The sequence below is a fragment of the Pseudarthrobacter equi genome (assembly GCF_900105535.1).
GTDB classification, from domain to species: Bacteria; Actinomycetota; Actinomycetes; order Actinomycetales; family Micrococcaceae; genus Arthrobacter; species Arthrobacter equi.
Window position 1 is genome coordinate 3,366,175 of the sequence record NZ_LT629779.1, and the last position, 18,242, is coordinate 3,384,416.

Annotated in this window: 23 protein-coding genes; 20 read left to right on the forward strand and 3 right to left on the reverse strand. The window is 62.2% G+C overall.

Going from position 1 to position 18,242, the window contains the following annotated elements; all coding sequences use genetic code 11:
* Position 1: 1 nt before the first annotated feature.
* Positions 2-508, reverse strand: coding sequence for a 30S ribosomal protein S9 (rpsI, locus tag BLT71_RS15190; RefSeq protein ID WP_091721888.1), 507 nt, complete (start codon positions 506-508; stop codon positions 2-4).
* Positions 509-547: 39 nt separating this feature from the next.
* Positions 548-991, reverse strand: a complete 444-nt coding sequence (gene rplM, locus BLT71_RS15195) for a 50S ribosomal protein L13 (RefSeq protein ID WP_015937805.1) — start codon at positions 989-991, stop codon at positions 548-550.
* Between the two features lie 342 nt (positions 992-1,333).
* Between rplM and BLT71_RS15200 the strand changes: the two genes are divergently transcribed.
* The 20 genes from BLT71_RS15200 (at position 1,334) to BLT71_RS15295 (ending at position 17,355) form a co-directional block, all read left to right on the forward strand.
* Positions 1,334-1,954 carry a prepilin peptidase gene (locus BLT71_RS15200; protein WP_091721891.1) on the forward strand — a complete coding sequence of 207 codons (621 nt, stop codon included), beginning with the start codon at positions 1,334-1,336 and terminating at the stop codon, positions 1,952-1,954.
* Positions 1,955-2,231: 277 nt separating this feature from the next.
* The gene (locus BLT71_RS15205) at positions 2,232-2,432 is read left to right on the forward strand and encodes a Flp family type IVb pilin (protein ID WP_091721893.1); all 201 of its coding nucleotides are present in this window, start codon (positions 2,232-2,234) and stop codon (positions 2,430-2,432) included.
* 26 nt (positions 2,433-2,458) lie between these two features.
* Positions 2,459-2,659, forward strand: coding sequence for a Flp family type IVb pilin (locus BLT71_RS15210; protein WP_091721896.1), 201 nt, complete (start codon positions 2,459-2,461; stop codon positions 2,657-2,659).
* A 79-nt stretch (positions 2,660-2,738) separates the two neighbouring features.
* On the forward strand, positions 2,739-3,137 hold the full coding sequence (locus tag BLT71_RS15215) for a TadE/TadG family type IV pilus assembly protein (RefSeq protein ID WP_091721899.1): 399 nt from the start codon (positions 2,739-2,741) through the stop codon (positions 3,135-3,137).
* Positions 3,125-4,096: a TadE/TadG family type IV pilus assembly protein gene (locus tag BLT71_RS15220; protein WP_091721901.1), complete on the forward strand. Its 972-nt coding sequence runs from the start codon at positions 3,125-3,127 to the stop codon at positions 4,094-4,096. Before BLT71_RS15215 ends, BLT71_RS15220 begins: the two co-directional genes overlap by 13 nt.
* Positions 4,097-4,116: 20 nt before the next feature.
* Positions 4,117-4,884, forward strand: a complete 768-nt coding sequence (cpaB, locus tag BLT71_RS15225; RefSeq protein WP_091721904.1) for a Flp pilus assembly protein CpaB — start codon at positions 4,117-4,119, stop codon at positions 4,882-4,884.
* Positions 4,881-6,080, forward strand: a complete 1,200-nt coding sequence (locus BLT71_RS15230; RefSeq protein WP_091721905.1) for an AAA family ATPase — start codon at positions 4,881-4,883, stop codon at positions 6,078-6,080. Before cpaB (BLT71_RS15225) ends, BLT71_RS15230 begins: the two co-directional genes overlap by 4 nt.
* On the forward strand, positions 6,077-7,531 hold the full coding sequence (locus tag BLT71_RS15235; RefSeq protein WP_091721908.1) for a CpaF family protein: 1,455 nt from the start codon (positions 6,077-6,079) through the stop codon (positions 7,529-7,531). Before BLT71_RS15230 ends, BLT71_RS15235 begins: the two co-directional genes overlap by 4 nt.
* Positions 7,531-8,481 carry a type II secretion system F family protein gene (locus BLT71_RS15240; RefSeq protein ID WP_091721911.1) on the forward strand — a complete coding sequence of 317 codons (951 nt, stop codon included), beginning with the start codon at positions 7,531-7,533 and terminating at the stop codon, positions 8,479-8,481. The genes BLT71_RS15235 and BLT71_RS15240 overlap by 1 nt, the downstream gene beginning before the upstream one ends.
* 11 nt (positions 8,482-8,492) lie before the next feature.
* Positions 8,493-9,365, forward strand: a complete 873-nt coding sequence (locus tag BLT71_RS15245; RefSeq protein WP_091721914.1) for a type II secretion system F family protein — start codon at positions 8,493-8,495, stop codon at positions 9,363-9,365.
* Between the two features lie 8 nt (positions 9,366-9,373).
* Complete coding sequence (locus BLT71_RS15250; RefSeq protein WP_091721917.1) at positions 9,374-9,586, forward strand: Flp family type IVb pilin; 213 nt, start codon at positions 9,374-9,376, stop codon at positions 9,584-9,586.
* A gap of 251 nt (positions 9,587-9,837) precedes the next feature.
* On the forward strand, positions 9,838-10,044 hold the full coding sequence (locus BLT71_RS15255; protein ID WP_091721920.1) for a Flp family type IVb pilin: 207 nt from the start codon (positions 9,838-9,840) through the stop codon (positions 10,042-10,044).
* Positions 10,045-10,137: 93 nt separating this feature from the next.
* Positions 10,138-10,512 carry a TadE/TadG family type IV pilus assembly protein gene (locus tag BLT71_RS15260; RefSeq protein ID WP_091724071.1) on the forward strand — a complete coding sequence of 125 codons (375 nt, stop codon included), beginning with the start codon at positions 10,138-10,140 and terminating at the stop codon, positions 10,510-10,512.
* A complete protein-coding gene (locus BLT71_RS15265; protein ID WP_091721922.1) occupies positions 10,500-11,459 on the forward strand; it encodes a TadE/TadG family type IV pilus assembly protein in 960 nt (319 codons plus the stop codon). The genes BLT71_RS15260 and BLT71_RS15265 overlap by 13 nt, the downstream gene beginning before the upstream one ends.
* Positions 11,460-11,483: 24 nt before the next feature.
* Entirely contained in the window at positions 11,484-12,236 is a 753-nt protein-coding gene (gene cpaB, locus BLT71_RS15270) for a Flp pilus assembly protein CpaB (RefSeq protein WP_091721925.1), read from the forward strand.
* Complete coding sequence (locus tag BLT71_RS15275; RefSeq protein WP_091721928.1) at positions 12,233-13,426, forward strand: AAA family ATPase; 1,194 nt, start codon at positions 12,233-12,235, stop codon at positions 13,424-13,426. The genes cpaB (BLT71_RS15270) and BLT71_RS15275 overlap by 4 nt, the downstream gene beginning before the upstream one ends.
* Positions 13,426-14,928: a CpaF family protein gene (locus BLT71_RS15280; protein WP_091721930.1), complete on the forward strand. Its 1,503-nt coding sequence runs from the start codon at positions 13,426-13,428 to the stop codon at positions 14,926-14,928. Before BLT71_RS15275 ends, BLT71_RS15280 begins: the two co-directional genes overlap by 1 nt.
* Entirely contained in the window at positions 14,928-15,860 is a 933-nt protein-coding gene (locus BLT71_RS15285) for a type II secretion system F family protein (RefSeq protein WP_091721933.1), read from the forward strand. The genes BLT71_RS15280 and BLT71_RS15285 overlap by 1 nt, the downstream gene beginning before the upstream one ends.
* 8 nt (positions 15,861-15,868) lie before the next feature.
* Complete coding sequence (locus BLT71_RS15290) at positions 15,869-16,753, forward strand: type II secretion system F family protein (RefSeq protein WP_091721936.1); 885 nt, start codon at positions 15,869-15,871, stop codon at positions 16,751-16,753.
* A gap of 92 nt (positions 16,754-16,845) precedes the next feature.
* Positions 16,846-17,355 (forward strand): Hpt domain-containing protein, encoded by a 510-nt coding sequence (locus BLT71_RS15295; protein ID WP_091721938.1) that lies wholly within the window; start codon positions 16,846-16,848, stop codon positions 17,353-17,355.
* On the opposite strand, the gene BLT71_RS15300 is transcribed toward BLT71_RS15295, so the two are convergent.
* Positions 17,352-18,146: a response regulator transcription factor gene (locus BLT71_RS15300; protein ID WP_091721941.1), complete on the reverse strand. Its 795-nt coding sequence runs from the start codon at positions 18,144-18,146 to the stop codon at positions 17,352-17,354. The genes BLT71_RS15295 and BLT71_RS15300 overlap by 4 nt on opposite strands.
* Positions 18,147-18,242: the final 96 nt, after the last annotated feature.

Here is an 18,242-nt window from a genome sequence, read left to right on the forward strand (position 1 = left end):
TTTAGCGCTTGGAGTACTGCTGAGCCTTGCGGGCCTTCTTGAGACCGGCCTTCTTACGCTCGATGACACGAGCGTCGCGGGACAGGTAACCGGCCTTCTTCAGGGTGGCGCGGTTGTTCTCGACGTCGATCTCGTTCAGCGAACGGGCGATGCCGAGGCGCAGGGCACCGGCCTGGCCGGAGATGCCGCCGCCGTGGATGCGGGCGATGACGTCGTAGGCGCCTTCGAGATCAAGGATCTTGAGGGGCTCGTTGACGTCCTGCTGGTGCAGCTTGTTCGGGAAGTAGTTGTCCAGCGCGCGGCCGTTGATGGTCCACTTGCCGGAGCCCGGAACGACGCGAACGCGTGCAACGGCTTCCTTGCGACGGCCAACTGCTGCGCCGGCAACGGTCAGTGCCGGGCGCTCCTTCTTGGGAGCGGCTTCTGCAGCCGAGCTCTCAGAGGTGTAGCTGGTGGGGGTTTCCTCAGCCTCAACGGCTTCGGTGGTCAGTTCTTCGTTCTGAGCCACGATTCTCCTTGTATTAAGTAAGTTGTTTGGTGGCCAGGACTACTGGGCGACCTGGGTGATTTCGAAAGTCTTGGGCTGCTGTGCGGCGTGGGGGTGCTCAGCACCGCGGTACACCTTCAGCTTGCCCAGCTGCTGTGCAGCGAGGGAGTTCTTGGGGAGCATGCCCTTGATGGCCTTCTCAACGGCGCGGACCGGGTTGGATTCCAGCAGTTCCGCGTAGTTGACGGAGGTCAGGCCGCCCGGGTAGCCGGAGTGGCGGTATGCGCGCTTCTGCTCCAGCTTGGCGCCGGTCAGGGCTACCTTCTCAGCGTTGATGATGATGACGAAGTCGCCCATGTCCATGTGGGACGCAAAGGTGGCCTTGTGCTTGCCGCGCAGCAGGATTGCGGTCTGGCTGGCAAGACGACCAAGGACAACGTCGGTGGCGTCAATGACGTGCCATTGGCGGTTGATATCGCCGGGCTTCGGGGTGTACGTACGCACGGTGTTTGCCTCGTTCTTGTTCTGGCGTTCTTTGTTTAGGCGCCACTCAGGGGTGAGCACCTACTTCCTGCGCGCTACCGGAACAGAGGTGAGGGCTCTATGTAACCAGTCATCCTGAGGTTCCGAATGTGCACGTTGAGTAGCTATCCTGCAACCGGATTCTCAAGCGGGCACGCACCATCGGAATAGGACACGCACAACGACTTACAAGATTAGCGTGTCAGGGGCTCCAGGGTCAAAATGAGGTAGCCGCAGGCCATCACAGCGCCGGCGGCAGGATGAGCGCAGGGGGTCGCGGTGTTTACAGAAGGTGCTGGCGTTGGCGCCGGATGGGCTTTCGTGATGGGCGCAGCTGTCTTGGGGGCCGCACTCTCCCCTGCCGCCGAGGTCCTGATTGCCAGGCTCCTTCCCCGCCTGGGCGGGGTATCCTCGCCGTCGATAAGGATCACGACGGCGGCCCTCACGGGATTTATATGCGTTGCCTTTGCGCTGCGGTTTGGAGTTTCCTGGACCTTGCCGGCATTTCTATTTCTGGCCGCGCTCGGCGTTCAGTTGGCCAGGATTGACTTCTCGCTCCACCTACTGCCGAATCCCCTTGTATTAGTGCTCTTGGCCGGGGGAATTGTTCTCCTACTGGCGCCAACCGCATTTAATCAGCATGCTGACAATATGCTTCGAGCGCTGCTCGGCATGGTCATTTTGTTCGCTGGCTATCTAATTCTGGGACTGATTTCGCCAGGAGCCATCGGAATGGGAGACATCAAGCTTGCGGCACCGGTCGGCCTGTACCTCGGGTACCTAGGTTGGCCCCACCTCCTCTACGGCGGTCTCCTCGGCTTCATCCTGAACGGCGTGGTCACCATCGCCGTCGTCGCTCAAAAGGGCCGTAAAGACGCCACGGAAGTCGCCCACGGGCCGTCAATGCTTGGCTCGGTACTGGCCATCAGCCTCCTGGTTCGCTAGCCAGCCCAGCACCGCCTGGCAGGTCCAGCGGATCCTGACGTCGAGGCAATCCAAGTAGTCGTCGACGTACCCGATTTCCGTTCTGAGTACAGCCAACTGATTCTGAGTACGTAGTTTCAGGACCCGCCAAAAAAGTCGAGTACTACTACGCATTGTTGCTGCTATCCCCCAATGACAATCTCTTCTTAGCGAAGTCCAGCCGCTAAGGAATTATGGGGGCAGCTGGAAATTCGTTGAAATCAAATCAATTCCATTTCACCGAATTAAGGAAAATACAATGACTTCTCTCATGGTCTCGATGATGGCATTTGTCGCCGGCGTCAAGGATCGCTTCTCCTCCGAGAAGGGTGCGACGGCAACGGAGTACTCCCTCCTGGTTGGTCTCATCGCCTTGGTCCTCGTTGTGGGCGTCGGTTTCTTCGGCACCAAGCTGAACACCTGGTTCAGCACCCTCGGCACCACGGTTGCCGGCTGGTAGCTCGAACAGCGACTGAGGTTCTTGACGTGAACAACATCCGAACGACACTCCTCGCACTGCAAACCTGGTTTCAGGCCGGACTCAAGTCCGAGAAGGGTGCAACTGCAACGGAGTACTCGCTGCTAGTCGGGCTCATCGCACTGGTCCTTGTTGTTGGTGTTGGCGCCTTCGGCGGAGCACTCAACACTTGGTTCAGCACCTTGGGTACAACGGTTGCCGGCTGGTAACAGGCGGTCACAGGTGTGCCGCGCCAACGCGGCGCGGCACACCTGTCTTCTTTAGCCACAAACTCTTCAGGGAGACCACTTGAAACTCAGCCCAAGAAATCAAGGAGACGGCGAGCGAGGAGCCGTCGCTGTCGAGTTTGCGCTCGTCGCGCCGATCCTTATCGCACTGATCATCGCGATCGTGGAGTTCTCAAACGCCTACAACATCCAAGTTTCCGTGACCCAAGCGTCCCGTGAGGCAGCCAGGACGATGGCGATCACCAAGGATGCCACAAAGGCAACGGCCGCTGGCAAAGCAGGTGCACCTTCAATTAACACAGGTCTATTGGCATTCGACTTCTCAGCGGCGTCGTGCCCGGCGGCCACACCTACGCCCAACGCGTCAGTAACCGTCACCTACACCGGAACCTCGCTTACGGGGTTTTTCGGCTCTTCTCTGGTGTTAAAAGGCAAAGGATCCATGCAATGCGGGGGCTGACCTGGACTCGGAACAAGTCCGGTGAGTCGAGCGAAAGAGGCGCCGCCGGTGTAATCGTCGCCCTGATGATGCTGGTCTTGATCGGTGCCGGCGCTGTGGCGGTGGATGTTGGTCAGATCTATTCCGAGCGCGCACAGCTGCAAAATGGTGCGGACGCCGGCGCCCTTGCGGTCGCACACAGCTGTGAGTCCGGCACCTGCGCTCCCGCTCTGGCCGGACCGCTGGCTAACTCGAATTCCAACGACGGGGCCAGCACCGCCAGCGTAGACATGACGGTGGCAGGGCAAGTCACGGTTACGACGACGACCAAGAATGGCTCTTCGAGCTTCCTCACCAAGATGTTTGCTTCAGCGCTTAACACGGCTCCGGTCTCCGTCGGTGCCAAGGCAACCGCTGCCTGGGGTTACCCCGGTTACGGGAATTCGACTCTTCCCATCACGTTTGCGCCGTGCCAATTCGACATCAACGGTACGGTTCACACGATATTGACCCACGGGAGTGAGACCTGTACTAGTGACAGCCCGTCAGGTCAGGTCATCCCGGGCGGATTTGCCTGGATCAAACCAGATTCAGGTCTTTGCAAGGCCACTATCCTCCCCGATGATCCTTCTACTGCCGGACTCGTGGATCCATACGCAAAGTCGGACACCGGCCTAAGTATGCCGAATGAGTGCAAGACGGTCATCGCCAGCCTGTTGAACAGCGTCGTCCTGTTTCCTGTCTTCTCTTCAGCAGTAGGTACGGGCAGCAACGCCAAGTACTACATCAAGGGATACGCGGCTTTCCTCCTCCTGGGGTACAGCTTCCCGGGAGCTTCCGGTGGGGATCAAACGGGTCTGGGAGGTAGTGATCGTGGGATCCGGGGAAAGTTCGTGAGTTGGGTCGCAGACTCAACACTCTATGGAGGTGGTGGCTACGCCGGAGGCGGCGCAACCTTACCTTCCCGCCTGATCAATTAGTTAGCACTAAGGGGAAAGCAATGAAAGCACGCCTACTGGGAGGCATTGCCGCGCTGGTTGTAGCGGTTATAGGCACGGTCCTCCTCTTCAATTACGTTCAAGGCGCGGACCGTCGCGCGCTTGCCAACACGGAAACGGAAGACGTCCTGGTCGTTAAGCAGAATGTTCCTGCCGGAACGCCGGCAACTCAGCTCAGCCAGTACCTCACCACCAAGGCAGTCCCCCGGACTGCGATTGCAGCCGACGCCGTCGAGGATCTCGGCTCAGTTGGTTCCAAAGTGACCGCCGTTGGTCTGGTACCCGGCGAGCAACTTTTGAGCAGCCGCCTCGTCGATGCAAGCACGTTCATCGGCCCGGCGAGGGTTGAGGTTCCGGAGGGCCTCCAGGAGATTTCGGTCCGGCTTGGCATTGACCGCGTGGTTGGTGGTTCGGTTCAGGCTGGTGACACCGTTGGGGTCTTCATCTCCTTGGGAGACGCTGCCGGTGGCGGAAACGGCACCCAGTTGACCTTTCACAAGGTACTCGTGACGGCCGTTCAGTTCAGCTCCGGGCAGTCTGTCCAGACCCAGGGTGAAGCGACACAGGCAAGCTCTACAGGTGCCCTTAACGCAGAGGGCAGCAAGCCGGCGTCCAGCGATACCTACCTGATCACGCTTGCACGGGACGCCGTCGACGCGGAAAAGCTCGTGTACGCGGCAGAGTTCGGGAAGATCTATCTCTCGAAAGAACCGGCAGGTGCCACCGAAGGAACCAACGGAGTGGTGAACCAGACCAAGGTCTTCCGATGAGCCGCTTCATCCTCATTTCGCCTTCCCCTGAATACGAACGTACAGTTCGTGCGTCGATAGCACCTCTCAGCGGATCACTGCAGTCCTTTCAAGCCAATTACCTACCGGAGTCGCCTGAGGACATCCTCCGACAGCAGGTTGGTGAACCACCAGAAGTTCTCATACTGGGTGCTGGCCTGCAACGCGAAGAAGCGCTCAAATTCGCTGCAATACTCGATCTGCAATTCCCGGAAATCAGCATCGTCCTCGTGGCGGAGGACGACGGCGAACTTGCCCTGAGTGCCATGCGGTCCGGCATACGGGACATTCTTCCGCCTGCGGCCGACACCGAGCAGATCCGTGCACTCGTGGAGCGGGCAAGCTTGGCAGCGGCCGGCAGGCGGCGAGGGCTTGCACCTAACACGGCTGAACGCCCCGCGGCAGAAGGCGGCCGGATCATTGCCGTCATGTCACCGAAGGGAGGCGTCGGCAAGACAACAGTTGCAAGTAACCTGGCCATCGGCCTCGGAAAAATTGCCCCGATGAGTGTCGTCTTGGTCGACTTGGATCTGCAGTTCGGTGACGTCGCCAGCGGATTGATGATCGAACCAGAATTTACGATCTCAGAGGCAGTGGTGGGCGCAGCGAGCCAGGACGCCATGGTCCTCAAGACGTACTTGTCGCTGCACCGTGGCAACATCTACGCCTTATGCGCACCTCGCAACCCTATTGACATGGACAGGATTTCAGGAGAACACGTCAGTCGTCTCCTGCAGCAACTACGGACTGAGTTTCAGTACGTGGTGGTTGACACCGCCCCCGGATTAGGCGAGCACGTTCTGGCGACGCTGGAGCAGGCGACGGACGCCGTGTGGGTCTGCGGCATGGACATCCCTAGTATCCGCGGTCTCCGGACCGGCTTCCAGATCCTCTCAGAACTCGACCTTCTCCCTGACAATCGGCACGTAGTGCTGAATATGGCTGACCGAAAGACGGGGCTGACTGTCCAGGACGTGGAGGCAACCATAGGGGCTCCCGTGGACGTGGTCCTGCCACGTTCCCGGGCCGTCCCATTCTCAACAAATAAAGGTGTTCCCCTGCTGCAGGATGGCAGCCGCGATGCAGTGGCAAAGGGGCTCCGGCAGCTGGTTGAGCGTTTCAAGCCGAATTGGGAAGGCCCCCGCAAGAAGCTTCACAGAAGGGCGGTAGTGCAATGAATCTCTCGAACCGAATTGCAAAGATCCGGGGCGACGAAGCGGCAGGCTCTCCCGATCAGAGTCCCGTGCCGAGTGCGGGGCCCGCCACCTTGGGCGCCATACAGCAAGCCCAAGCGGCTGAGCAGGCCCTCGTTCCCACAGCCATCGAGGTGACTGCCGGCAGCTCGAGTGAAGCGCTCACCGGGCTCAAAGACCGTGCAAGTCAAGCCCTCTACGAACGGCTTGGTTCTCGGATCACCGATTCAACGTTGGATGAAGCCGAGCTGCACCAATTCGTCAAGGACGAACTGAAAGCTGTCGTTGACGAGGAACAAGTCCCGCTCACGCAGGGCGAACGGCAGCGACTGACTCGGGAAATTATTGACGATGTCCTTGGCCATGGCCCAATGCAACGGTACTTGGATGACCCCTCTGTAACGGAAATTATGGTGAATCGTGCAGACCAGATCTACGTCGAACGCAATGGCCACCTCTTTCTGACGGATACGAAGTTCGCCAGCGAAGAGTCCCTGCGAAAGGTCATCGAAAGGATCGTCACGCGGATCGGCAGGAGGATTGACGAGTCGTCGCCACTGGTGGATGCCCGCCTGGCAGATGGCTCACGAGTCAACGCCATTATCCCTCCCCTAGCCGTGAACGGGGCGTCGCTGACCATCCGCAAGTTCGGTCGCGAGGCACTTACGGTGCAGAAGCTAATCGAGTTCGGGAGCCTCTCCCCCGAGATGGCCGAGTTGCTCCAGGCGTGCGTGCTGGCCCGCATGAACATCATCGTCTCCGGCGGTACCGGCACCGGTAAGACGACCATGCTGAATGTGCTGTCGTCCTTTATCCCCGCCACGGACCGAATCGTGACGATCGAGGACGCCGTGGAACTCCAGCTCCAGCAGGACCACGTTGTCCGGTTGGAAAGCCGGCCGGCAAACATCGAAGGACGAGGCGAAGTGTCCATCCGCGATCTGGTCCGCAACTCGCTACGCATGCGGCCCGACCGCATCGTCGTCGGTGAAGTTCGAGGCGGAGAGTCCCTGGACATGCTGCAAGCCATGAACACCGGCCACGACGGCTCGATCTCAACAGTGCATGCTAATTCGCCCCGAGACGCCGTGGCCCGCCTGGAGACACTTGTCCTGATGGCGGGCATGGACCTGCCTCTGCGCGCCATTCGCGAGCAGATCGCTTCGGCCGTGAACCTCATCGTCCATATCTCAAGGCTCCGGGACGGAACCCGCAGGGTTACACACATTACGGAGGTTCAGGGTATGGAAGGGGACATTGTCACCCTCCAGGATGCTTTCGTCTTCGACTACTCCGCAGGCATCGACGCTAACGGCAAATTCCTCGGCAAACCTGTACCCACTGGCGTCAGGCCGCGGTTTACGGACCGGTTCGAAGAACTTGGCATCAGGATCTCTCCTGCCGTCTTCGGTGCACACACAGTCAGGGGCAGGTAATGGAGCCAGAGATACCCGCATCAATCGCCGTTCTCGGCGTTGCTGCCATATTCGCTGCAGTCATCCTGCTTTTTACTGTCGTCCTCAAACCGGGCAATGTCATTCCCTTGTCCCGCCGACGCCCGGACGTCCCGGTTGCCTCCTCCAGGCTGACGGTGCTGACCGACTCCGCTGTCGGCGCTATCAACAAGCAGCTCAAGGGAAAAGATGATTTCATCATCAGCCGGGAAAAGCTGGAACGCGCGGGTCTAAAGACCCAGCCCGCCAACTTCCTGCTCATGATGGGCGCCGGTACTCTGGCAGGCAGCGTCTTTGGTTTCCTTCTGGGCGGCTTCTTCTTTGCGGTGCTGATGATAGCGGTGGTGCCAGCCGGCATGCTGGGCTTCCTCACCGTTCTTGAGTCCAAACGGAGAAGCCGGTTTGACGAACAGCTGCCGGACACGCTTCAAATGCTGACGGGCAGCATGCGTGCCGGGCACTCGTTGCTTAGGGCGATTGATGCATCCGCCCGCGAGTCGGACGCTCCGATGTCGGAAGAGCTCGCAAGGATCGTCAATGAAACCAGGATCGGTCGTGACCTCAACGCATCCATGACTGATGTTGCTGCCCGCACCAGGAGCGAAGACTTCGCGTGGATCTCCCAAGCCATTGAGATCCACCGTGAAGTCGGCGGCGACCTTGCGGAAGTCCTCGATCACGTGGGAGAGACCATCCGCGACCGAAACCAGATCCGGCGCCAAGTCAAGGCCCTCAGCGCTGAAGGCAAGATGTCCGCGGCGGTCCTCATGGGGCTTCCGGTGGTCCTCTTCTTCGCCCTGATCTTCATCAACGCTCAGTATGCGAAGACATTCACCAGCACAGTCCCCGGGTTCCTGATGCTCGGCGCGGCGGCAATCATGCTCACTGCCGGCGGCTTCTGGCTCAGCCGGCTGATCAAACCGAAGTTTTAGGAGGCCCGACAATGTCACCAATGGCTTTAGGGGCGATTCTCGCCATTATCCTGCCCATCACCTACTTGGTGTGGTCGGTCGCTGCAACAGACAGAGTTGCGCTCCGCAACATCCAGGCCAACCTGGGACAGCGAGCCAGAAATGCAGCTCCGCAGAACCTGACTGCCGAGTTTACCGCTATGGCTCGCAAGATCGCCCCGGTTGGATACGTAGCTTGGTTGGACAAGCAGCTGGCAGCAATGGGACGCCCCAAGGAGTGGCCGTTGGAGCGCCTGCTGGTGGTGAAGCCGCTGCTTGCACTCTGCGGCGCCATGGTTGGTCTCTTCTATTTCCTCGCCAGCCCGGAACCATCGCGCTTCGCCGTCCTCCTCGGAGCGGTCTCATTCGGCTACTTCGCCCCCGACCTCCTCATACGCAGCACTGCGGAGAAAAGGCGGGCAAAGATCCGGCAGGAACTGCCGAACACACTCGACCAGATGCTCATCGCAGTACAGGCAGGGCTCGGTTTCGAAGCTGCCATGGCACGCACGGCTCAAAACGGAACCGGCCCATTGGCTGATGAAATGACGCGAACCCTTCAGGACATGCAGGTGGGACGCTCCCGGAAAGAGGCCTACCTTGCCATGTCGGACCGGGTCGATGTTCCGGACCTTCGCTCCTTCATCCGGGCCATCGTGCAGGCTGACGCGTACGGCATCGCCATTGCGAAAGTGTTGAAGGTCCAGGCGCACGAGATGCGACTGAAGCGGCGCCAACGGGCCGAGGAACACGCAATGAAGATTCCAGTGAAGATCCTTTTTCCCCTGATCTTCTTCATTTTCCCAACCCTGTTCATCATCCTGCTGGGACCGGCAGTCATGAACATAGTCTCCGCATTTTCCTAGGAGGAATCATGGCCCATCTAAGTCCTAAGTCGTCTTTCATCAGCGATCTCGCGCGTAAGATCCGCACTGAAGAAGATGGGGCAACAGCCACTGAATACAGCATCACCGTCGGTTTCATTGCCATTGTCATCGTGGCCGGCGTCGGTCTGTTCGGCCTCGCCCTCAACGATCACTTCAATGATCTCGCCACTGAAATCGAAACGGCGCTCGGCATTCCCTAACCACCGCGTCCCCGGCGCCTCAAAGACCGGACCCCCTCGGCACCCAGAACCGAGGGGGTCCTTTTGCGTGCCTGGACGACGGCTAAACCCACTGCGAGCGCAGGACAGGACCAGCGAAGCCACAGGAAACTCCCACCTGGCTGAGCCTTTCCGCAGGATGCCCCAAGATCCGGACCTGGCACCTAATCCCGTTGCTAACTTCGTTTCAGTGCTGGTGAAGGGCCAGCCATCCGTCTCGCTCAGGAGTCAAAATGCTTTCTCTCTACACCAACCTCATGATCCGCCTTCGCAGCGAAGAGAAGGGCGCAACTGCCGTCGAATACGGCATCATGGTCGCCCTCATTGCAGTCGTCATCATCGTCGCAGTCACGCTTCTCGGAAACAATCTGAGCAGCATGTTCAACGGCGTCGCTGGCAAGGTGCCCGTTCCGACAACCGCCCCGACCACCGGCTCGTAGTAAGGCCCTTGTCGTCCGCGCCGTTCCGGACCCCATATCGAAACGGCGCACAAGTAAACAAGCACATCAGTCATGCAGGAGGAGGTGCAGCAGGTGACTAACAATTCGGAACGCGGAGCAGCCGCCGTCGAATTCGCCATCCTGCTGCCCCTCCTCCTGATGCTGGTGCTGGGAACCATCGAGTTCGGGCGCGCCTACAACGCACAGATCACGCTCACCAACGCGGCCCGCGACGGTGTCCGGGTCATGGCGATCGCCAATGACCCCACAGGCGCCAAGACAGCAACAAGAAACGCGGCCGCCGCCGTCAGCAACACCATCCCGGATTCGAACATCACCATCAGCCCCGCCACCTGCAGCACCGATAAGCAGGTGACCGTCACCATCAGCTACAACCTCTCCACCATCACCGGCATCGCCGGCCCCTTTCCCATGACGGGCAAGGGGGTGATGCTGTGCGGCGGCTAGGCGATGACAACAACGAGAAAGGCGCCGTCTCTGTCATCGTCGCCATACTCCTGGTGACGTTGCTCGGCTTCGTGGCAATCGCCGTCGATGTGGGGGCCATCTACTCCGAACGCGCCCAGCTGCAGAGCGGGGCGGACGCTTCCGCCATGGCGGTGGCACAGAAGTGCGCCAAGAACGCAGCGGACACGCAATGCTCGACGACGGCCACACTCGCCGGCAGCCTCGCCAACCAGAACGCCCTGGACGGCATGAGCAATATCTACAGCATCCAGCTCGACAAGACCGCCCGCACCGTATCGGTGACCACCAGTGCCAAGGAAACGGGTAGCCCGGACAACTCCGTCTCCCTCTTCTCCGCCAATGCAATTGGAATTCCCAGCAGGGAGGTAGGCGCCAAAGCCTCCGCCGCATGGGGAACCCCGTCCAAAGGACCCGTCATCCTGCCGCTGGCCATTGCCTACTGCAAGTTGAACATTCCTGCTGGCGGGGCGCAGGGCGCCGAACAGGTGCTGGAACAGTCAGTCAACGGCTGTGGTGGCATCCCTGGCGGGTTCGGCTGGATGCAGACGGGCTCGTCAAAATGCGCCATCACCGCTACCGCGGGTGCCTCAACCAACGCGGGAATCTGGTTCCCCAGCGACACCGGCGCCAGCGCCCCCTCCGTCTGCACCGCCGCAGACTTCAGCCAGATGAACAATCAAACCGTCCTCCTGCCCATGTACGACCTGGCCACAGGAACCGGCTCCAGCGGTAAGTACTACATCAAAGGCTTCGCCGCGTTCCACGTAACCGGCTACCAATTCCCAAGTATCGGCTGGACGGCGGGCCCCAAGGTGGCCAACAAGACCATCAGGGGCTACTTCGTGAAGTTCGTATCCCTGTCCCAAGGATTTGAACTCGGCAGTACGCCCAACTACGGCGCCACCATCGCCCGCCTCACCCTCTGACCAAGAAACACACGGAGAAACACTGTGAAGTCCCGCCTGCTCGCCGGAACGGCCGCCGTCGCCCTGGCGCTCGTAGGCGCCCTCCTCATCATCGTCTACGCCAACGGAGCCGACGCACGGGCCATGGCCACCACGAATCCCAGAAAAGTCCTGGTTGTCGAAAAGCCCATCCCTGCCGGGACCCCGGTGAACGAAATGGCATCCTCGCTCGTCATCCAGGACGTTCCTGCCGCAGGAATCGCCGCCACCGCGCTGACATCGCTGAACAGCAAGGCCGGAACGGTCGCGGCCGTGGACCTGGTCCCCGGCGAGCAACTGCTCGCCGAACGGCTTGTGGCGCCGGAAGACGTGAAGAAGGAAGGTGGCGTGGAAGTCCCCACCGGCCTGCAGGAAGTCTCGTTCCAACTGGAACCGCAGCGCGTCGCCGGCGGCCGGATCAACGTGGGCGACCACGTTGGCATAGCCCTGAACTTTGAGAACGGCGCCTACAAGGCAAAGCTGGAGGACGCCACCACCCAGCTCACTCTCCGGAAAGTCCTGGTCACCGCGGTGCAACGCGCCCCGCAGGCGAGCGCCGCGAAGACGGAAGACGGCGCCAACCCGCAGGACACCACCCTGCCCGAAGGGTCACTCATGCTCACCGTCGCCGTCAATGACGTGGACGCCAGCAAGATCATCTTCACCTCCATCAACGGCAGCCTCTGGCTCACAAAAGAACCAACAGATGCCCAGGACAGCGGCCCCCGGACCGAACGGAAGGAAGTGGTGTACAAATGAGCCGCTTCGTCCTCCTCTCCCCCAGCGGCGACTTCGACCAGAAGCTGCGCGCCGCCGTCGCGCACGGCCTCCGCGGCACCGTGCAGACCATCGCGAGCGACATCCTCCCCGCGGGCCCGGCGGAACTGTTCGCCCTCCTCAACCAGGAGCAGCCCGAGGTCCTCATCATCGGCCCGGACGTCCCCTACGACGAAGCACTCCGGTTCGCCAAAGTCTTCGACGTCCAGCTCCCCGGCCTCAGCCTGGTGCTGGTCAGCGACGTGGACCCGGCCCTGCTCCTGCACGCCATGCGCGCCGGCATCCGCGACATCATCAGTCCGCAGGCTGACCCCGCCGAAATCCGTGTCCTGTTGGAGCGTGCCTGCCAGTCCTTCGCCACCCGTCACCGCGGCCCCGAGCCGCAGCCGGCGGAGAACGGCAAGGGCCTGGTCATCGGCGTCTTCTCCCCCAAGGGCGGCGTGGGCAAAACCACTTTGGCCACCAACATCGCCATCGGCCTGGGCCAGATCGCGCCCATGAGCGTGGTGATCGTGGACCTGGACCTCCAGTTTGGCGACGTCGCCTCCGGCCTTTACCTCAACCCGGAGCACACAGTCACGGATGCCGTCACCCCGGCCGCTGCCCAGGACTCCCTGGTCCTGAAAGCCTTCCTCACCGTGCACCCCGCCGGCATTTACGCCCTGTGCGCTCCGCCGAACCCCGTGGACGCAGACCACATCACGCCGGATCAGGTCAGCCGCCTGCTCGAACAGCTGGCCCAGGAATTCCAGTACGTCATCCTGGACACCGCCCCCGGCCTGCCCGAGATCGGCCTCGCCGCCATGGAACAGTGCACCGATGTGGTGTGGGTCAGCGCCATGGACATCCCCAGCCTCCGCGGCCTGCGCTCCGGCCTGGAAGTTCTCCGCCAGCTCGAGATCATGCCCGAATCCCGCCACGTCGTGCTGAACATGGCAGACGCCAAGGCCGGCCTCAACGTCCAGGACGTGGAATCCACCATCGGCGCGCCTGTGGATGTCAGCGTGCCCCGCTCGCGCGCCATCGCCCTGTCCACCAACCGCGGCATCCCAGTCCTGCAGGAATCCAGGAAAGACCCGGCCGTGAAGAGCCTCCGCCAGTTGGTGGAGCGGTTCAACCCGGCCTGGCGCACGCAGACCCAGCGCAAGCTTCACCGACAGGTGGTCATCTGATGAAACTCTCCGAACGCATCAGCGCGGTCCAGAACCGCAGTGAGTCTCCGGGTGCGGGCACGGCCGTGCTTGACCGGCCCGCCGCCGTCGTCGAGCCCATTCGTCCAGCGGTCCCGACGACGGATGCGCACCTTTCCCAACCAGCCGCCGTCGTGCCTTCAACGCACGACGCCGACGCGCAGCAGGTGCCCAAGGCACCCGGCGTGGACGTCTTCGCAGCCATGAAGCTCCGTGCGGCCACCGCACTTTTCGAACGGATGGGCACGCGGTTCAACGACGCCGCCGTCACCGAGCAGGAGCTCCGCAGCACCGCCAAGGAAGAACTGACCCGCATCGTCGACGCCGAACAGGTGCCGCTGACCCCTGAGGAACGCACGCGACTGGTCCGCGACGTTGCCGACGACGTCCTCGGCTACGGCCCCCTCCAGCGCCTCCTCGACGATCCCGCCGTCACCGAAATCATGGTCAACCGCATGGACCAGATCTACGTGGAACGCGGCGGCCGTCTGACCCTCACGGACTACCGGTTCAGCTCGGAAGACCACCTGCGCAAAGTCATCGAACGGATCGTGTCCCGGGTGGGCCGCCGCATCGACGAGTCGTCCCCGCTGGTGGACGCACGCCTGGAGGATGGCTCCCGCGTCAACGCCGTCATCCCGCCGCTCGCCGTGGGCGGCTCATCGCTGACCATCCGAAAGTTCAGCAAGGTACCGCTGACGGTCCGCAACCTCATCGACTTCGGCACCCTCACCCCGGAAATGGCCGAACTACTCAACGCCTGCGTGAAGGCGAAGCTGAACATCATCGTCTCCGGCGGCACCGGCACCGGAAAGACCACCCTCCTGAACGTCCTGTCCTCCTTCCTGCCTGCCGACGAGCGCATTGTCACCATCGAGGACGCTGTGGAACTGCAGATCCAGCAGCAGCACGTGGTCCGCCTCGAAAGCCGGCCGCCGAATACCGAGGGCAAGGGCGAGGTCACCATCCGCGAACTGCTCCGCAACTCCCTGCGCATGCGCCCGGACCGGATTGTGGTGGGCGAGGTCCGCGGCGGCGAATCGCTGGACATGCTCCAGGCCATGAACACCGGCCACGACGGGTCCCTCTCCACCGTGCACTCCAACTCCCCCCGCGACGCCGTGGCCCGCCTGGAAACCCTGGTGCTGATGGCCGGCATGGACCTTCCGCTCCGCGCCATCCGGGAACAGATCGCCTCCGCCGTGAACCTGATCGTCCAGATCTCCCGCATGCGTGACGGGTCCCGCCGGATCACCCATGTCACGGAGGTGCAGGGCATGGAAGGCGACATCGTCACCCTCCAGGACGCCTTCGTCTTCGACTACTCCGCCGGCGTCGACGCGCAGGGCCGCTTCCTGGGTAAGCCTGTCGCCACCGGTATCCGGCCCCGTTTCATCGACCGATTCGAGGACCTCGGCATCCACGTGTCGCCCGCGGTTTTCGCCGGGCCGCTCACTGGTACCGAGAAGCCAGGGGGGCACTGATGATTCTCGCCATTGGCGCCGTCATCCTGCTGGCAGCCATCTGCCTGCTCGGTGTCGCCGTGCTCCTGCCGAGCGCCCCCACCGTGCCGCTGGACCGCCGTCGTCCGTTCGAACCCGAGCCGCCGTCCTCCCTGACCAGGTTCGCACTTTCCGCCGTCCGTTCCTTTGAACGACTCCTTGCCGGACGGAACATCACCTTGTTCTCCCGCCCCCAGCTTGAGAATGCCGGCCTGCGCCTGAGCCAAGCGGAGTTCTTCCTGCTGGTGGGCATCGGCGCCGGCGTCGGCATGCTGGTGGGGACGGTGACCCTCAACCCCCTGGTGGGACTCCTTCTGGCTCTCCTCGCCCCGTTTGTGGGCAAGCTGGTGCTTGGTTTCCTCGCCGGCAAGCGCCGTGCGGCCTTCGACGGGCAGCTGGGCGACACCCTCCAACTCCTTTCAGGCGGCCTGCGGGCCGGCCACAGCATCCTGCGCGCCATTGACGCCGCTGCCGCGGAATCGCAGAAACCCACGTCGGAGGAGATGCGGCGGGTCATCACCGAAACCAGCCTGGGCCGGGACCTGCTGGCAGCACTCAACGACACCGCAGACCGGATGAAGAACGAGGACTTCGTCTGGATCTCGCAGGCCATCCAGATCAACCGGGAGGTAGGAGGCAACCTGGCGGACGTCCTGGACCAGGTCAACGAAACCATCCGCGAGCGCGCCGAGATCAAGGGCCACATCAAGGCGCTGGCCGCCGAAGGCAAGTTCTCCGCGTACATCCTGATCGCCATGCCGTTCGGGATCGTGGCCATGCTGCTCGCCGTCAGCCCCACCTACATGAACTCCATGTTCACGCACCCGCTCGGGTGGGCCATGATCGTCGCCTCCTTCGTCCTGATGGCCGTCGGCGCCCTGTGGATGCGCAAGATCATCGACCTGAAGTTCTGAGGAAAGCCATGAACCTGACAGTCCTTCTCTCCCTATTTCTGGTCTGCGTCCCTCTCGGCGCCGTCGCCTGGTCCCTCCTCACGGCCGACCGGCAGGGCCGTGCCGCCGTCACCAACCTGCTGTCCCGCGGCGCGGCACCCACCGCAACGGCCGCGGATTACAAACCCGCCCTCTTGGAAGCGATCGGCAGGCGCCTGACTCCCCCCACGTATGTGGCCTTCCTCGACCGGCTGCTCGCACTGGCCGGCCGCCCGGCATCCATGCCGCTGGGCAAGGTCCTTGGTTCCAAGCTCGCACTGGGACTGGCCGCGTTGGGTCTCGGCCTCTACCTGACGGCCATCGGCAGCACTCCCCTGATGAAGCTGGCCGGTCTCTTTGTCCTGTTCCTGGGTTACTTCATCCCGGACCTCCTCCTGTACAGCAAGGGCCAGGAGCGCCAGAAGACCATGCAGCTGGAACTGGCCAACACGCTGGACCAGATGCTCATCTCGGTGGAAGCGGGCCTCGGTTTTGAGGGGGCTATGGCAAGGGCCGGCGATAACGGCAAGGGCCCGTTGGCCCAGGAACTGGTCCGCACCCTGCAGGACATGCAGGTGGGACGCAGCCGCCGCGAGTCCTACACGGCGCTGGCGGCGCGGACCAACATTCCCGAGCTTCGCAGTTTCGTGCAGGCGGTGGTGCAGGCGGACACCTACGGCATTGCCATCAGCAGGGTACTGCGCGTGCAGGCCAAGGTCATGCGGGTCAAAAGGCGCCAGCGTGCCGAGGAAAAGGCCATGAAACTGCCCGTGATGATCCTGTTCCCGCTGCTCTTCTTCATTTTCCCGGTCCTTTTCATCGCCATCCTGGGGCCGGCCGTCATTAACACGGTGGTCACCTTTACCGGGCAATAGCTGCCTTGGGATCTGCTGAAGGATCACGCAAGGTTTACACAGGATCAGCTGAAATAGAACACCGCAAGAATTCCAGGAAGTAGCCTTGAACAATGCACAGTCACGATTCCGGCTCCAGCGCAGGAGGCCCCGCTACGGGTCCGCTGCCCGCCGGGATCCCCGCGGACCGGATCACCGGCGGCGGGCGCACCTCCCCGGATACAAACCTGCCAGGACAGCCGGCACCTGCCCAGGAAGCGGTGGGACTTTTGCCTCTCGTTGACGCCGCCGTACTGGAGGAACTCGAGGAAGAACTCGCGGGTACCGGCATGGCCCAGCGCTTCGCCAAGGATTACGCCGCCATGTGGGACGAGCGCTACTCCCGCCTTGCCGCCGCAGTCCACCGGCACGACGGCGACTCCGCACTAGACGCCGCCATCAGCCTGAAGATCAGCTCCGCCATGGTGGGCGGGCTGCGTCTTGCCAAGTTGGCCGAGCTGCTGGAGACGATGATCCGCCGCGGCGACTTCGGCCAGGGCAAGATGCTGATGGAACGGGTTGCCCAGGACGGCAGCCTGACCGTCATCGAACTCCGCAGCACCTACATCCCGGAAACCGGCTAGGACTGCCCGGGCTGCCTGGCGGGCGCCAGCCGGTAGCCAACCCCGCGGACTGTCTGCAGCCACCGGGGCGCCACCTGGTCCTCCTTCAGCTTCCGGCGCAGGTTTCCGACGTGGACCTCGACGGCGCGTTCGTCCGATTCGCTGATGTAGGCGTCCTCGTCGTAGTACTCCCCGCGTACCGCCCGGACCAGGTCCGGCCGCGTGCACACGGTGCCGGCGCCCTTCAGCAGCACGTGCAGCAGGTCGAATTCACTGCGGGTAAGGGCCAGTTGTCCACCGTCAACCTCCACGGTGCGGGTGCGGGTGTTCAAGACCAGCCCGTTGTGCTGGAGGGCCGCGGAGTTCTGCTGATGCGTCACTGGGGCAACGGCGGGGGGTGCCCACACGGTCGGAGCCGATTTTTGTACACCGATCTCGTGCCGCGGCCTGCGCATCATGGCCGTCACCCGGGCCCTCAGTTCCCTGGGCCTGAACGGCTTCGCGATGTAGTCATCCGCCCCGGCATTCAGTGCGGAGAGCAGGTCCGGTTCCTCAGTCCTGCCGGTCAGCATGACCACGTATGCGTTGCTGAAATGCCGGATGCGGCGGAGGACTTCAAACCCGTCGATATCCGGCAAGCCGATGTCCAGCGTGACCACGCTGGCCTGCTTGCTGCGGACCACTTCAACCCCGGCACGCCCGTCATTTGCCGTATGCACCTCGAAGCCGGCCTGGCTAAGAACCCCCTCCAGGAGGTTCCGCACATCCGCATCATCTTCGATTACTACAGCCACACCTAGTTCGTCGTCCATTACTGTCCCTGAGCCAGGCGGAGATGGCCCCCCTCATCGGCCCAGCGCCAATGCCACACCCGCTCCAACCATTTATACGCTACTAGTAAGTCCGGC

Bases quoted from the DNA above. Each gene is read 5' to 3' on its own strand.
- BLT71_RS15250 (WP_091721917.1), top strand. From the start codon at position 9,374: ATGGCCCATCTAAGTCCTAAGTCGTCTTTCATCAGCGATCTCGCGCGT.
- BLT71_RS15255 (WP_091721920.1), top strand. From the start codon at position 9,838: ATGCTTTCTCTCTACACCAACCTCATGATCCGCCTTCGCAGCGAAGAG.
- BLT71_RS15200 (WP_091721891.1), top strand. From the start codon at position 1,334: ATGGGCGCAGCTGTCTTGGGGGCCGCACTCTCCCCTGCCGCCGAGGTC.
- BLT71_RS15235 (WP_091721908.1), top strand. From the start codon at position 6,077: ATGAATCTCTCGAACCGAATTGCAAAGATCCGGGGCGACGAAGCGGCA.
- BLT71_RS15245 (WP_091721914.1), top strand. From the start codon at position 8,493: ATGTCACCAATGGCTTTAGGGGCGATTCTCGCCATTATCCTGCCCATC.
- BLT71_RS15275 (WP_091721928.1), top strand. From the start codon at position 12,233: ATGAGCCGCTTCGTCCTCCTCTCCCCCAGCGGCGACTTCGACCAGAAG.
- BLT71_RS15295 (WP_091721938.1), top strand. From the start codon at position 16,846: ATGCACAGTCACGATTCCGGCTCCAGCGCAGGAGGCCCCGCTACGGGT.
- cpaB (WP_091721904.1), top strand. From the start codon at position 4,117: ATGAAAGCACGCCTACTGGGAGGCATTGCCGCGCTGGTTGTAGCGGTT.
- BLT71_RS15300 (WP_091721941.1), bottom strand. From the start codon at position 18,146: ATGGACGACGAACTAGGTGTGGCTGTAGTAATCGAAGATGATGCGGAT.
- BLT71_RS15280 (WP_091721930.1), top strand. From the start codon at position 13,426: ATGAAACTCTCCGAACGCATCAGCGCGGTCCAGAACCGCAGTGAGTCT.
- BLT71_RS15285 (WP_091721933.1), top strand. From the start codon at position 14,928: ATGATTCTCGCCATTGGCGCCGTCATCCTGCTGGCAGCCATCTGCCTG.
- BLT71_RS15240 (WP_091721911.1), top strand. From the start codon at position 7,531: ATGGAGCCAGAGATACCCGCATCAATCGCCGTTCTCGGCGTTGCTGCC.
- BLT71_RS15290 (WP_091721936.1), top strand. From the start codon at position 15,869: ATGAACCTGACAGTCCTTCTCTCCCTATTTCTGGTCTGCGTCCCTCTC.
- BLT71_RS15205 (WP_091721893.1), top strand. From the start codon at position 2,232: ATGACTTCTCTCATGGTCTCGATGATGGCATTTGTCGCCGGCGTCAAG.
- BLT71_RS15220 (WP_091721901.1), top strand. From the start codon at position 3,125: ATGCGGGGGCTGACCTGGACTCGGAACAAGTCCGGTGAGTCGAGCGAA.
- BLT71_RS15230 (WP_091721905.1), top strand. From the start codon at position 4,881: ATGAGCCGCTTCATCCTCATTTCGCCTTCCCCTGAATACGAACGTACA.